Here is a 13,534-nt window from a genome sequence, read left to right as displayed (position 1 = left end):
GTTGTAATTTGTGTGCGATTGTAGTGTATAGATTCTAAAAATCAGTATGTTTGGTTAAAAAATACTTTACAAATATTAAAAAAGAGTTACTTTTTTACTCCCAAAACTATGTGTGATTATTGATTTAGGTAGATTCTACACAGATATAAAAGTTGTGTAAATTAAGGCTTGTTATGGCTTATATTAAATACCCAAGTGATTTATAGACTTCATAACAACCAAAGATTATCATACCAACTGCACCAATGCGTAAAAAGAGAAGGCGTTTGTTTTGCAGGGCTGTGCTTAAGATTCCAAGTGTGAATAGTGGTGGAATGGTCGTAACTCCAAAAAGAATCATTACAATCGCTCCATTTAGCCCATTCCCAGCGATTGTAGCTGTAAGTAAAAAATAATACACTATCCCACAAGGCAGTAAGCCATTGAGCAAACCGAGTATGTATATACGCCAAAGTGAAGGCTTAAGCAAAAAGGGACGAGTGAGAGAAATGAGCTTTTGCAAAGGCTTTGGTGTGAGAGAGCTAAAAAGGGCATTAAGCCTAGCAAAATTAAAGCTAGATAGTCCAAAAAGCACAAGCAAGATTCCCACTATAAGTAAGATAACAGCCTTAATCTGCTCGTTTAAGCTAAGAAAATGTCCCAAACTTCCAGCGATAAAGCCAAGTGTGGCGTAAGTAGTGATTTTGCCGGTATGATAGCTTAGGTGCAGGGGGATTTGAGTGAAAAATTGCGTGAATAACGATGAGAATTTAGAATCTTGTAAATTCTGCCCTTGTGTTTGTGTAGTGGCATTTAAGGAATCTTTGCTAGATTCTAAAGAGTGAGTTTTAGCGTTCCTATGGGTTTTATGGGCTTGATACAAGCTTGTATAAGCTACCACAATGCCCCCACACATTCCCACGCAATGCCCTAAAGAAGCAAAAAAAGCAATGCTTAAAAGTGTGGCAATTTCTATATGCTCCATTGATAGAATCCTGCACTTGAGCTTAGAATCTAACCTTAGATAAAGAGTGAATTGACACTTTCATTGTGATAGATTCTGCGTATGACTTCGGCAAAAAGCGGTGCTACGCTTAAGACTTTGATTTTGGGATGGGCTAGTCGCAAGGGGATAGAGTTTGTTACCACAACTTCATCAAGTGAGCTTTTAGCAATGCGTTCAATGGCTGGTCCGCTTAGCACGGGGTGTGTGCCTAGAGCCATTACGCTATTTGCCCCACGCGATTTTAGCACATCAGCAGCCTTACACATAGTCCCTGCGGTGTCAATCATATCATCTACTAAAATCACATCTTTCCCGCTCACATCGCCGATGATATTCATCACTTCACTTTCATTTGCCCTTTCACGCTTTTTATCTACAATGACTAAGTCCATTCCCATTCTATCGGCAAAATACCTAGCCCTTGCCACACCGCCAATATCAGGCGAAGCGATAATGGGGTTTTTAAACGGTTTTTGTCGTAAGTAATCAGCAAATACGATTGAGCCATAAAGATTATCCACAGGAATGTCAAAAAAGCCCTGAATCTGCCCGGCGTGCAAGTCCATTGTAATCACCCTATCAATGCCACTTTGCTCAATGAGATTTGCCACAAGCTTGGCACTTATTGGCACGCGAGGGGCAGCCTTCCTATCCTGCCTTGCATAGCCAAAGTAGGGAATGACGGCATTAATGCTATTTGCCCCACTGCGTTTTAACGCATCGGTCATAATAAGAAGCTCCATAAGATTATCATTTGTTGGAGCGCAAGTGGGCTGAATGATAAAAATATCCTTGCCACGCACAGATTCGCCGATTTGGATATTGATTTCACCATCGCTAAAACGATTGATTGTTGCTTTTGAGAGAGATATATCAAGATATTTGGCAAGTTCATTGCTGAAAAGCGTATGGGCTGACCCACTAAAAATTTTAAAACCACGCATAAAAATAGCCTTTGGAATGAGATTTTTGCATTATAACAAACTCCTTTTACATTTAGCTAAAAATATCTTCATTTTCAGTGATGCTGCATTCTAAAAATAGCTCTAGCTTCCCTTCGCTTAGTAATCTTGGATTGATTTTTCTATCAAGGTTAATGAGCATTTCACTTTTATTCCTATCACGGATAAACTGCCGTGTTTGCACGATATGGCAAGGCGAGTTTAGAATCTTCTCATCAAATTGCGTAATGGCATAAACTTGCTTAATCTCTTTTGGCTCTTTATTTGGCTCACTTAGCTCTTCAAGTATGAGTTTGAAGCGTTTTGGAGCGATTTTGTCATAAAGGCTTGAGCCTTTCTTGCTTGAGTAGTAAAAGAGTATATCTTTGCCCTGATTGTAGATTTGTGTCGTGCTAGAGCTTGATTTGAGTGTGCGGGCATTGATTGTTGAATTTTGCTGATTAAGGAATGAAAGCAGGGCTTTAGATTGTGGCACAAGCACATAAGTATCGCCATAGAGCAAAATCTCCGCATCTTTATCCTGTAAAGGGAAAATTCCGCCCTCATTCACAAATATGTCATTTTCCAAAGAAACAGAATCTGCTTGTGCTTGGGGTTTTGAATCTTGCTGGGATTCTAAACTCACACTTTGTAAAGAATCTGCCAACACAGAATCAAGGGTGGAATCCACAAAAAGTGCTGGGGATTGCTCTTGTGAATTAGATTCTAAACTTATAGATTCTGTATTTTCTGCTATATTTTGTGAATCTTGCGGGACTTCATCACTTGTATGAACTTGATTTGCGTGAGTTTGAGATTCTGTATCTTTTTGAGAATCTAGCTTTGTTTCTACTTCATTAAAATCAGCGATGATAGAATCTGTGCTGTTTGGCGATGTGGTGTCTAAATCTTTTGCAATCCCAAAAGAAAGCCAACATATCCCAACACATATAAAAAACTTCCGCATTTTTAGAATCCTTTTATGAAGTTTTATTAAGAAAAAACACAACTTTAGCTAACATATCGTTAGAAAAAGATTTTATTTAAGAGTAGTGTAATGAAAACAATAGCGATTTTAGGCAAGCCAAATGTCGGCAAAAGTTCCCTTTTTAACCGCCTTATCAAGCAGCATTTGGCTATTACTTCAGATATGAGTGGCACAACGCGTGATGTGAAAAAGGCGTGTTTTGAGATTAGCGGGGTGAGTGTGGAGCTTATGGATACAGGCGGGATTGAAAAGACTCAAGGGCTATTTGCTCAAGTGAGTGAAAACTCGCTCAAAGCTGGGGCAGAGGCGGATTTAGTGCTGTATATGGTAGATGGAAGCTTTTTGCCACAAGATGATGATATAGCCTATTTTCGTAAGATTCAGCGTTTGAAAAAGCCCTTGATACTTGTGGTAAATAAGGTAGATAATGACAAGATTAAGCAAAGAGCGTGGGATTTTAGCTCCTTTGGTGCCAAAGAGATGAGCTTTATCTCCGTGCAGCATAATCGTGGCTTAAGCCTTTTGCTGGAGATGATGTTTGAGCTTTTGGATTTAGCAAAGGAGCAGAATCTTAATGCTATGCTGAAGTTTCAATTTGAAAACGATACAGAATCTAACGATGAGAGCTTGGAGGAGTTTTTAGATACGCTAGATTCTAAGGAGCAAGATAAAGATAGTGAAGAGTGTATTGCTGTTGGGATTATTGGGCGTGTGAATGTCGGCAAAAGCTCACTGCTGAATGCCTTGCTTGGCAAAGAAAGAAGTGTGGTGAGTGAAGTGGCGGGGACAACTATTGATCCTGTTGATGAAGAGAGTGAGATTTTAGGACAAAAGGTGCGTTTTGTAGATACGGCTGGAATCCGCCGCTCTAGTAAGATTCTAGGGATTGAAAAATTTGCCCTTGATCGCACAAACAAAGCCTTAGCTCAAAGTCATATTGCCATTTTAGTTCTTGATGCGAGTGAGCCTTTTGTAGAGCTTGATGAAAAGATTAGCTCTCTTATCCCAAAACACGCTCTAGGCGTGATTGTGGTGCTGAATAAATGGGACAAACGGCATAAGGAATTTAAGGAGATTATGGCGGAGTTTAAGCATAGATTTGGCTTTTTATCCTTTGCGCCGGTGATGACTTTATCTGCGTTAAATGGGCGGAATATTGAGAAGCTAAAGAGCGAGATTCTAAAGGTATATGAGCGATTTTCATATAGAATCCCAACGAGTGTATTAAATGAATGTGTAGAAAAGGCGACACAAGCTCATCATATCCCAAGCGATCACGGCAAGATTGTTAAAATCTACTACGCTACGCAATATGCTACCCACCCACCGCAAATCGCCCTTGTGAGCAATCGCCCACAGAGTTTGCACTTTAGCTACAAGCGGTATATTATTAATGTATTAAGGGAGCATTTTGACTTTCAAGGTGTGCCTTTGCTGCTGAGTGTGCGGGGGAAAAACAATAAGGCTGAAGTGGAAAATGAAAGTATAGAATCTGAAAAAATAGAGCCAACAAAACAAAAAGACGCAAAATTTGGCAAGAAGCGAGATGTGAAACAGGCTAAAAATGTTAAAGGTGCTAAAAAGGATTCTAAAGATTCTAAAAAGGACAAAGAAGCAAAAACAACAAAGAGTAAAAATATGCGTTTTGTGTGAGTGTGCTTGTTTGATGTGCTGAAATAATAGGGGCAAAACGAAAGAATTTGCCAAAGTTTTACACAAGGACATACAAGGCTGTAAGGAATACATTATAAAACCAAGCTAGAATCTAGCCTAGATTCTAAAACCAAAAAGGAGTGAAAATGCTATCAAAAGATATTGTTACCTATGCGAAGATGCGTTATGAATTACGCGCGTATCTTACCTTTCTTTTTACGCAGAATATTAAAAATTTTATGCCGGAGCCGAGCTTTGAAGTCGTGCTAAGTGGGCTAAAACGCATAAAAGATGAGATTAAAGTTTTTGATGCGATGTATATTTTGGATAAGAATGGAATGCAGATTAGCGATGTGTTTCAAAGCAATGGGATTATTGAAAATGCGGGGGCGAACTTCTCAAATCGTGCGTATTACTATGAGGCGTTGGACGAGCAGCGATGTATCATCACAAATCCTTATCCTTCAAAGATTGATGGGAATCTTGTCGTAACGGCTGCCTATCCTGTGTATAATCAAAATCACGAATTGCTTTTTGTGGTGTGTATTGACATTCATCTGCGTGATGCGTTGAAGATTAGCTCGCCTAATCGTTTTTTTCATATTTTTTCAATGTTAAGTGTAGGAATGTATTGTGTGCTTTCACTTGCCTTAAGTTTTATCGCCATCTTGCTTGTGGTGGAGGGGGTAGTGCGGTTTTGGTCAGAAGATCTTTTGCGTTTTCAAAGCTTTGATATTAAAGATATTTTTGAATCTACGATTTTGCTGACCCTTGCTCTGGCAATTTTTGATTTAGTCAAGGCGATTTTTGAAGAAGAGGTGTTAGGCAAAAATGTCGGCAGAAGCTACACAGTGCATAAGACGATGATACGCTTTCTTGGCTCCATCATCATAGCCCTTGCCATTGAAGCTTTGATGCTTGTGTTTAAATTCACCTTTTCAGCGCCCGAGCAGCTACTCTATGCGGTGTATCTCATCGGCGGCGTGGCATTTTTGCTCATCGCTTTGGCTATATATGTAAGATTTGCCTATGGGGTGAATAAGAAGGTATAGGAAAAGTGAGATTAACCCCTACCAATAGTCTTTGGTAGGAGATAGTTAAAATGGTCTCAGTTTCTACTTCACCCCACAAAACTCTCTAATCGCCTCAACCTTATCTGTTTTTTCCCAAGAAAATTCTGGTAATTCTCGTCCAAAGTGTCCATACGCTGCCGTTTTGCGATAAATAGGGCGAAGCAAGTTAAGTGATTCTATAATACCTCTAGGGGTTAGTCTAAAGACTTTTTTCACGCACTCTGTCAGCACAGAATCTTCCACCTTGCCCGTGCCTTGCGTATCTACAAGGATTGATACAGGCTCTACCACGCCAATGGCATAGGCTACCTGCACCACCGCTTTATCACACACGCCACTTGCGACAAGATTTTTTGCCACATATCGTGCTGCATATGCCGCACTTCTATCCACTTTGCTGGGGTCTTTCCCGCTAAATGCTCCGCCTCCGTGCGGACAGCTTCCACCATAAGTATCCACGATTATTTTACGCCCGGTTAGCCCCGCATCGCCTTGTGGTCCGCCGATGACAAATTTGCCTGTGGGATTGACAAAATAGCGGATATTATCGTTGAGATATTCTTGCGGGATTACCTTTTGCACGATTTCTTCAATGACTGAATCTTTCAAATGGCTTTGCTGTGTCTCTGGGCTGTGCTGTGTTGAGATAACGATTGTATCAATGCTTACAGGCTTGCCATCTTCATAACGCACGGTAACTTGGGACTTGCCATCTGGGCGTAAAAAGGGCAGTGTGCCATCTTTGCGTTTTGCTGCTAAGCCTTCTGTAATGCGGTGGGAGAGCCAAATAGGCAGCGGCATAAGGGAAGGCGTCTCACGGCAGGCATAGCCAAACATAAGCCCTTGATCGCCTGCACCTATCTCGCCATCGGCTCTATCTACGCCTTGATTTATATCTGGGCTTTGCTCACCGATACCATTTAGCACCGCTGCACTGCGGTAGTCAAAGCCATAAAGCGCGTCTGTGTAGCCTATCTCTTGCACGACTTTTCTAGCGATCTCTTGCATAGGGGCATATACGCTTGTCTTGAGCTCGCCTGCGATGACACAAAAGCCATTGCTTACAAGCGTCTCACACGCTACACGCGCATTTTTATCGCGCTCAATGATGTAGTCAAGCACCGCATCACTGATTTGGTCTGCCATTTTATCTGGGTGTCCTTCGGTTACAGATTCTGAAGTGAAAAGAAACGATTTTTTCATAAACTCACCTTGTAATTTGAAATTTTTGTAAAGCAGAATGCTAACACAAAAAGTTAAACTACATATTGTAATTTTGATTTTTTATTAGAATCCTCTAGCTAGTGGGAAATTCAAAAAAAATCAATGTGAAACAAATTGTGGTACATAGAATAGATAAATTCTAAATTGTAGCTAGGATTTGATTATATTTTGATTTATGTTAGGGATTCATACAAAGAATAATGGTCGGAGCAGCGGGATTTAAACCCACGACCTCACCCACCCCAAGGGTGTGCGCTAATCAGGCTGCGCTATGCTCCGTCAAAAAGTAGAGCGGTATTATATCAAATTTTGTTAATTTGTCTAGCCCTTAGATTCTAGGAATGCAAATTGCTTCAAAATCTCGCAAAATATGCAAAATTGTATAGAATCTTAAGTAGCAAGGACGCGAAATGAGACAGGTTGAGCTAAGTCAATTTAGGCTAAATCAAAGATTAAACCAAGTAAAACTAAGCAAGATAAAACTCGTTCTTATAGCCTTTTGGCTAGTGTTTGGAATCTCAGCTCTATATGGGCAAAAAATAAGCCAAATCACCCAAGTTGTCGGCATTAGGGATAATAGCCTTGTGGGCTATGGGCTTGTGATAGGGCTAAATGGCACAGGTGATAAGAGCGGGTCAAAATTCACAATGCAAAGTATTGCTAATATGCTGGAAAGTGTCAATGTCAAGCTTTCAGCAAATGATATTAAGTCTAAAAATGTCGCTGCGGTTATGGTAACGGCTTCTTTACCGCCTTTTGCACGGCAGGGTGATAAGCTTGATATTTTAGTCTCTTCAATTGGTGATGCGAAGTCTATTAGCGGTGGAACGCTTGTGATGACACCCCTTACCGGAGTTGATGGCAATATCTATGCTCTAGCTCAAGGCAATATCACAATGGGAGAGAGTGGGAGTGTATTATCGGGTAGAATTGTAGGCGGGGCGAGTGTGGAGCGTGAGATAAACTATAATCTTTATAATCAAGAAAACGCCACTCTAAGCCTTAAAAGCTCGGATTTGCAAAATGCCATAAAGATTCAGCAAACACTCAATAGCGTGTTTTCTGATGCGATAGCAGTGGCTGTTGATGCAAGGACGATTAAGCTTAAAAAGCCAGAGAATCTTAGTATGGTGGAGTTTCTAGCCCTTGTGGAAGAAGTGGAGATTGACTACTCACGCAAGGAAAAAATCATCATAGATGAGAAAACCGGCACGATTGTAGCGGGAGTTGGCATTAGCATTGATCCTGTGGTGGTAACGCACGGGGATATTACGATTAAAATCTCTGATGAGATTTTAGAAGATCCAGAGGTGACAAAGCTAGATAATGATGTTGTAATGAGTAAGTCCCAAGGCACAATCGCTAGTGTAAATGGCACAAAGCCCACGGTTTCAAGCGTGGTTAAGGCGTTACAAAAAATGGGTGCGACACCTAAAAATATCATCTCTATCCTTGAAAATATTAAAAAATCCGGTGCGTTGCGTGCGGATATTGAAGTGATGTAAGATTGAAGCTAAAGGCTGAAATCAAGTTTTAAAATAATAAGGAGTGAAAAAATGAATGTAGATACTTCTATGGCGTTAATGAACTTTCACAAGGCAAAAGATTCTAATAAATTGCGTGTAGATTCAGCGGATTCGCAAAAAGAGGACGCAAAGCTAAAAGAGCAAACAGATAATTTTGAATCTTTGCTTTTAAAGATTATGTTAGAACAAGCGATAAAAAATGATGATACACTCTATCCTAAACAGGCTGGAAGCGATATTTACCACTCAATGTATATTGATAACTTAAGCCAAGAGCTAAGTGGGAGTTTTGGATATAGTGAGCTACTTTTTAACTTCCTAAAAGAGCAGCAAAATCAAGGCAAAGCAAAGCCTAACGCGAAACTTACTAATGGAGTAAAAAATCCTTATGGATAATCAAAATATCATAAGCCCAGAGATTTTACAGCATTTAAGTAGTGATGATAAAAGTGTCCTGCTTGAATCTTTAGCCACACTCATACAAAGCACCTATGGCACGGAGCAGGAGTTTAAAAAACTTCAAAATGATTTTAATGCACTTAAAGCTTTGTATGAATGGGTTTTAGAGCTGATACCTCAAGCGGTGTGGGTGCTGGAAGCTGATAAGAGTGTGTTTTATCAAAATGAGCACGCAAATAAGCTAAAATCTATGCTGCCAAGTATTATTAACCTACAAGAGGGCGAACACGAGGTGGAGTTTGAAGGGCAGTTTTATCTCTTGCAAAATAATAGAAAAAATGATAAGCAAGTGATGAGTGCGACACATATCACTAACCAAAAACGCCAAGAGCGACTAGCCTCTATGGGGCAGGTATCTGCACATTTGGCACACGAGATACGCAATCCAATCGGTTCAATCTCACTTTTAACTTCAAGCCTACTTAAAAGGGGTGATGAGCAGATAAAACCGCTTGTGTTTGAGATGAAAAAGGCACTTTGGCGAGTGGAGCGACTCATCAATGCGACTTTGCTTTTTACAAAGGGTGTAAATCCAAATAGGCAGATTCACGCTCTTATTGATTTTGAATCTGATTTGTATGATAGTGTTGGGTATTATACTTATTCAAAGCCTATTGAGTTTAGTTTTAAGCTTTGTGGTGGCGATGTGAATGAGATTCTGGCGGATTTTGATTTATTAAGCATTGTGCTACAAAATTTTTTATCAAACGCCATTGATGCTATTGAAGAGGGGGAGTGTGAAGCGGGGCAGGTAAATATCACTTTTAGCGATGAGAGTGATTTTTGGTGTTTTAGTATCAGCGATAATGGCGTGGGGATTCAAGATAAAAATATTTTGTTTGAGCCATTTAAAACAACAAAGCTAAAGGGTAATGGGCTTGGCTTGGCGTTGTGTCAGCAGATAGTGGCAGCACATAATGGGAGCATTGAATTACAAGATTCACAGACAAAAAAAACCTTTTTTGTTAAGATTGCCAAAAACTAAACCTTATATTGTTATAATGCGTGGAAACAGCAGATTCTAGTATATTCTAAAGGGTGGCAATATGAGCAATCTTAGCATTTTCAAAATCGGTGTAGGTCCTTCAAGCTCTCATACACTTGGACCGATGTTGGCTGGGAATTTATTTTGTGAGCGAGTAGATTTTAAAATAGAATCTGTAAAAAGAGTGGAGATTATTCTCTATGGCTCTTTGTCATTGACAGGCAGGGGGCATTTAAGTGATAAGGCTATCCTTTGGGGCTTAAGCGATTTAAAAGCACAAACTATCACCGCGGAGCTTCAGCATAAGGTCATAAATGACTGCTTACAGGGGCAGATTCTAAATCTGTGTGGAAAAAAACAAATAAGTTTTAACTATGAAAAGGATTTGATTTTTTCACAAGAGTTTTTGCCACTCCACGAAAATGCCCTAAAAATCACGGCTTTTGATGAAAATGCTAATATTATAGAATCTCAAGTGTATTATTCTACGGGTGGTGGGTTTGTGGCTACGCAAGAGGAGCTAGAGTCTCATTTACAAGGAAGTGCTAAGGTAGAATCTCACTTTGCCTTAGAGATTGATAATGCTGCACATTTATTAGAGCTGTGTGAAAAGAAAAATAAGAATCTCACTCAAATATCGCTAGAGTATGAGTTGCAGTTTCACACGCAAGAGCATATCTCACGCTATTGCCAAGAGATTTGGCAGGTAATGGAAGATTCCTATCATCGTGGGTGTAATCCACAAAGTTTAGAATTGCCGGGCAAAATGCACTTACACCGCAGGGCAAAGGGGCTAAGTGAGCGATTAAAACCAACGACTGATCCTTTTGGGATTATTGATTATGTTTCATTGTATGCTATTGCTATTGCTGAAGAGAATGCTGCGGGGGGCAAGGTTGTTACCGCACCGACAAATGGGGCTTGTGCGGTGATACCTGCTGTTATTTTATATCTTAAAAATCATACCATAGGCTTTAATGACAAATTGATTGAAGATTTTTTGCTTTCCGCAATGCTGATTGGCTCATTGTATAAAAGAAATGCGTCAATTAGCGGTGCGGAAGCTGGGTGTCAAGCGGAGATTGGCTCGGCTAGTTCTATGGCAGCAGCCGCTATGGCAACAACCCTTGGAGCAGATATAAATAAGGCGTGTAATGCCGCAGAAATTGCTATGGAGCATCATTTGGGGCTGACTTGCGATCCTGTGGGTGGGCTTGTGCAAGTGCCTTGTATTGAGCGGAATGCCTTTGGGGCGATTAAGGCTATTAGTGCGGTGCGGATTGCGATGAGTAGGACTTCTAAGCCGATTGTGGGGCTTGATGAGATTATCTCTACAATGTATCAAACCGGCAAGGATATGAATCGCAAATATAAAGAAACATCGCTTGGTGGCTTGGCAAAGACGCTTTCAAGCGTGTGCTGATGTGATAAAAATGGGCTGAAAAATACAGAATCTAGAATCTAAGGGGAATATATGCGTATTACAAAAATTGCGGCGGCAAAGAGATTTGAGCTAGAATTTGATAGTATTGCTACGGATAAGTCAATCTCTCATCGTGGGGCGATGTTTGCCCTTTTAGCAAATGCACCTTGTGAGATAAAGGGATTTTTAGAAGGGGAGGATACGCTGCATACTTTGGAGATTGCTAAGAATCTGGGACTTGTGGTGGAAAAAAAGGGGGATATGTTCTATCTTACCCCACCAAAAGGAGGGTTGCAAGAGCCAAAGCAAGTGCTTGATTGTGGTAATGCAGGGACAGGAATGCGGCTGTATGCGGGGCTTTTAAGCGGAGTAAAGGGGCATTTTGTCTTAAGCGGTGATGAGTATTTAAATGTGCGTCCTATGGGGAGAGTGATTGAGCCTTTAATTGCCATTGGGGCGGATATTAGGGGGAGAGAGCAGAATAAATACGCTCCTTTAAGCATACAAGGAGCAAGGCTAAAAAGTTTTAATTATCAAAGCAAAATTGCTTCAGCGCAGGTTAAAAGTGCGATGATTTTAGCCGGATTACACACAGAGGGTAAATGCAGATTCTATGAGCCGCTTTTAAGCCGCAATCACACGGAGAATATGCTCAAAGGTATGGGGGTAAAAATACAGGGGCGTGAGATTCAAAGCGGGACAAATGGGACAGGTGGCTATGAAGTGGAGTTTGAAGGCTCTTGTAAAAAATTAGAATCTTTTAAGCTTGAAGTCCCAGCTGACCCTTCAAGTGCGTTTTTCTTTGCTGTGGCGGCGTGTGTGCTAGAATCAAAAGTGCTTTTAAAAAATGTGTTGCTCAATAAAACGCGTATTGAGGCTTTTAAGATTCTAGAATCTATGGGGGCAAAAGTGAGCTATAATGTGAGAAGCTCACTCTATGAAGAGATTGGGGATATTGAAGTGCAAGGGGGGCGATTACAAGCAGTTCAAGTGGATAAAAATATTGCGTGGCTTATTGATGAACTTCCTGCTCTTGGTGTGTGTTTTGCTTTGGCAAAGGGGCGGAGTGAAGTGCGGAATGCTAAGGAGCTAAGGGTAAAAGAGAGTGATAGAATCCTAGCTACCATTACAAATTTACGCGCTATGGGGATAGAATGTGAGGAATTTGAAGATGGCTTTAGTGTGAATGGCGGGGAGCTAAAAAGGGCTAGAGTTAGCTCTTTTGGCGATCATCGCATTGCGATGAGTTTTGCCATTGCCCAGCTTGTGTGTGGCGGGGAGATTGAAGATAGTGCTTGTATTGATGTATCATTTCCAAATTTTTTAGAGCTTTTAGGGCGAATTACTGATGTGGAGAATATATAAATGGAAGTAAAACTTGCGAAAAAATACGGATTTTGTTTTGGTGTAAAAAGAGCTATCAATATTGCGGAGAAAAACAAACACGCCACGACTTTTGGTCCGCTTATTCATAATGCTAAAGAGATAGGGCGATTGCAGAAAGATTTTAATGTAAGTTTAAGTGAAACTTTAAATCAAGCTCAACAATTTCAAAGTGTGATTGTCCGCACGCACGGCATTACAAAGGGTGATTTAGAGACTTTAAAAAATCAGCAGATTCATATCGTTGATGCAACCTGCCCCTTTGTAACAAAGCCTCAAAATATTGTAGAAAAGATGTCAAATGAGGGCTATCAAATTGTGATTTTTGGCGATAGCAATCATCCAGAAGTGATGGGCGTGGCAAGTTATGGCGAAGATGTGATTATCGCAGGGAGTGTGGAAGAGCTAGAAAATGTGAAGTTTAAGAAAAAAGTAGCCCTTGTATCCCAAACAACAAAGCAACCTAAGCTTTTTGGCGAAATAGCGGCATTTTTAGCAACAAAAGTGAATGAATGTCGCGTGTTTAACACTATTTGTAATGCGACTTTTGATAATCAATCTGCGGTTGATGAGCTAAGCAGAGAAGTAGATGTGATGATTATCGTTGGGGGGAAAAACTCCTCAAACACAAAGCAGCTTTTAAAAATCGCACAAAAATATTGTGAGAATAGCTATTTGGTAGAAGATGAAAATGAGCTAGAAAAGGCGTGGTTTGAAAATAAGAAACTATGTGGAGTTAGCGCGGGAGCTTCTACTCCGGATTGGATTATTCAAAATGTTGTGGCAAAAATAGAACAAATTTAAGAATCTTTTATGACACAATGCCATTCTTAAGCTATGGCAAGGTTTGCTTTGGTAGAATAAGCGGATTTTAATTTTAAAAAGGTAAAGGGC

The 13,534-nt window shown here is 40.3% G+C and carries 12 protein-coding genes and 1 tRNA gene; 8 read left to right on the top strand and 5 right to left on the bottom strand.

All coding sequences use genetic code 11. From position 1 onward, the window contains the following. Positions 1–178: 178 nt before the first annotated feature. From LS74_RS02040 to LS74_RS02030, 3 genes are read right to left on the bottom strand one after another with little or no spacing between them, the layout of a single operon-like run. Entirely contained in the window at positions 179–964 is a 786-nt protein-coding gene (locus LS74_RS02040; RefSeq protein WP_138128734.1) for a sulfite exporter TauE/SafE family protein, read from the bottom strand. A 35-nt stretch (positions 965–999) separates the two neighbouring features. After that, a complete protein-coding gene (locus tag LS74_RS02035; RefSeq protein ID WP_034587846.1) occupies positions 1,000–1,929 on the bottom strand; it encodes a ribose-phosphate pyrophosphokinase in 930 nt (309 codons plus the stop codon). 52 nt (positions 1,930–1,981) lie between these two features. Beyond that, positions 1,982–2,893, bottom strand: a complete 912-nt coding sequence (locus LS74_RS02030; protein ID WP_034587848.1) for a hypothetical protein — start codon at positions 2,891–2,893, stop codon at positions 1,982–1,984. A 90-nt stretch (positions 2,894–2,983) separates the two neighbouring features. On the opposite strand from LS74_RS02030, the gene der reads away from it, so the two are divergent. Then, positions 2,984–4,567, top strand: a complete 1,584-nt coding sequence (gene der / locus LS74_RS02025; RefSeq protein WP_034587849.1) for a ribosome biogenesis GTPase Der — start codon at positions 2,984–2,986, stop codon at positions 4,565–4,567. Positions 4,568–4,713: 146 nt separating this feature from the next. Then, on the top strand, positions 4,714–5,619 hold the full coding sequence (locus tag LS74_RS02020) for a PDC sensor domain-containing protein (RefSeq protein WP_034587850.1): 906 nt from the start codon (positions 4,714–4,716) through the stop codon (positions 5,617–5,619). A gap of 63 nt (positions 5,620–5,682) precedes the next feature. Here LS74_RS02020 and metK read toward each other — a convergent pair whose 3' ends face one another. Together metK and LS74_RS02010 are read right to left on the bottom strand one after the other, a co-directional pair. Next, positions 5,683–6,843: a methionine adenosyltransferase gene (metK, locus tag LS74_RS02015; RefSeq protein ID WP_034587851.1), complete on the bottom strand. Its 1,161-nt coding sequence runs from the start codon at positions 6,841–6,843 to the stop codon at positions 5,683–5,685. 222 nt (positions 6,844–7,065) lie between these two features. Further along, positions 7,066–7,143 (bottom strand) — tRNA-Pro (locus tag LS74_RS02010). Between the two features lie 212 nt (positions 7,144–7,355). On the opposite strand from LS74_RS02010, the gene LS74_RS02005 reads away from it, so the two are divergent. The 6 genes from LS74_RS02005 (at position 7,356) to LS74_RS01980 (ending at position 13,444) form a co-directional block, all read left to right on the top strand. Continuing rightward, positions 7,356–8,369 carry a flagellar basal body P-ring protein FlgI gene (locus LS74_RS02005; RefSeq protein ID WP_201274696.1) on the top strand — a complete coding sequence of 338 codons (1,014 nt, stop codon included), beginning with the start codon at positions 7,356–7,358 and terminating at the stop codon, positions 8,367–8,369. A gap of 51 nt (positions 8,370–8,420) precedes the next feature. Then, entirely contained in the window at positions 8,421–8,786 is a 366-nt protein-coding gene (locus tag LS74_RS02000; RefSeq protein ID WP_034587854.1) for a hypothetical protein, read from the top strand. Next, positions 8,779–9,834 (top strand): sensor histidine kinase, encoded by a 1,056-nt coding sequence (locus tag LS74_RS01995; RefSeq protein WP_138128732.1) that lies wholly within the window; start codon positions 8,779–8,781, stop codon positions 9,832–9,834. The genes LS74_RS02000 and LS74_RS01995 overlap by 8 nt, the downstream gene beginning before the upstream one ends. 61 nt (positions 9,835–9,895) lie before the next feature. After that, positions 9,896–11,257 carry an L-serine ammonia-lyase gene (locus tag LS74_RS01990; RefSeq protein WP_034587806.1) on the top strand — a complete coding sequence of 454 codons (1,362 nt, stop codon included), beginning with the start codon at positions 9,896–9,898 and terminating at the stop codon, positions 11,255–11,257. 51 nt (positions 11,258–11,308) lie between these two features. Further along, positions 11,309–12,622 (top strand): 3-phosphoshikimate 1-carboxyvinyltransferase, encoded by a 1,314-nt coding sequence (gene aroA / locus LS74_RS01985; RefSeq protein ID WP_034587804.1) that lies wholly within the window; start codon positions 11,309–11,311, stop codon positions 12,620–12,622. After that, positions 12,623–13,444, top strand: coding sequence for a 4-hydroxy-3-methylbut-2-enyl diphosphate reductase (locus LS74_RS01980; RefSeq protein ID WP_034587803.1), 822 nt, complete (start codon positions 12,623–12,625; stop codon positions 13,442–13,444). The last annotated feature ends 90 nt before the right edge of the window (positions 13,445–13,534 follow it).

It is taken from the genome of Helicobacter magdeburgensis (assembly GCF_000765825.2).
Lineage (GTDB): Bacteria > Campylobacterota > Campylobacteria > Campylobacterales > Helicobacteraceae > Helicobacter_C > Helicobacter_C magdeburgensis.
Note: the sequence above shows the minus strand (reverse complement) of the source record. Positions and strands in the feature narration are given on the sequence as shown.

Coding starts and splice junctions, on each gene's coding strand:
- LS74_RS02040 (WP_138128734.1), bottom strand. CDS start 964: ATGGAGCATATAGAAATTGCCACACTTTTAAGCATTGCTTTTTTTGCT.
- LS74_RS02035 (WP_034587846.1), bottom strand. CDS start 1,929: ATGCGTGGTTTTAAAATTTTTAGTGGGTCAGCCCATACGCTTTTCAGC.
- LS74_RS02030 (WP_034587848.1), bottom strand. CDS start 2,893: ATGCGGAAGTTTTTTATATGTGTTGGGATATGTTGGCTTTCTTTTGGG.
- der (WP_034587849.1), top strand. CDS start 2,984: ATGAAAACAATAGCGATTTTAGGCAAGCCAAATGTCGGCAAAAGTTCC.
- LS74_RS02020 (WP_034587850.1), top strand. CDS start 4,714: ATGCTATCAAAAGATATTGTTACCTATGCGAAGATGCGTTATGAATTA.
- metK (WP_034587851.1), bottom strand. CDS start 6,843: ATGAAAAAATCGTTTCTTTTCACTTCAGAATCTGTAACCGAAGGACAC.
- LS74_RS02000 (WP_034587854.1), top strand. CDS start 8,421: ATGAATGTAGATACTTCTATGGCGTTAATGAACTTTCACAAGGCAAAA.
- LS74_RS01995 (WP_138128732.1), top strand. CDS start 8,779: ATGGATAATCAAAATATCATAAGCCCAGAGATTTTACAGCATTTAAGT.
- LS74_RS01990 (WP_034587806.1), top strand. CDS start 9,896: ATGAGCAATCTTAGCATTTTCAAAATCGGTGTAGGTCCTTCAAGCTCT.
- aroA (WP_034587804.1), top strand. CDS start 11,309: ATGCGTATTACAAAAATTGCGGCGGCAAAGAGATTTGAGCTAGAATTT.
- LS74_RS01980 (WP_034587803.1), top strand. CDS start 12,623: ATGGAAGTAAAACTTGCGAAAAAATACGGATTTTGTTTTGGTGTAAAA.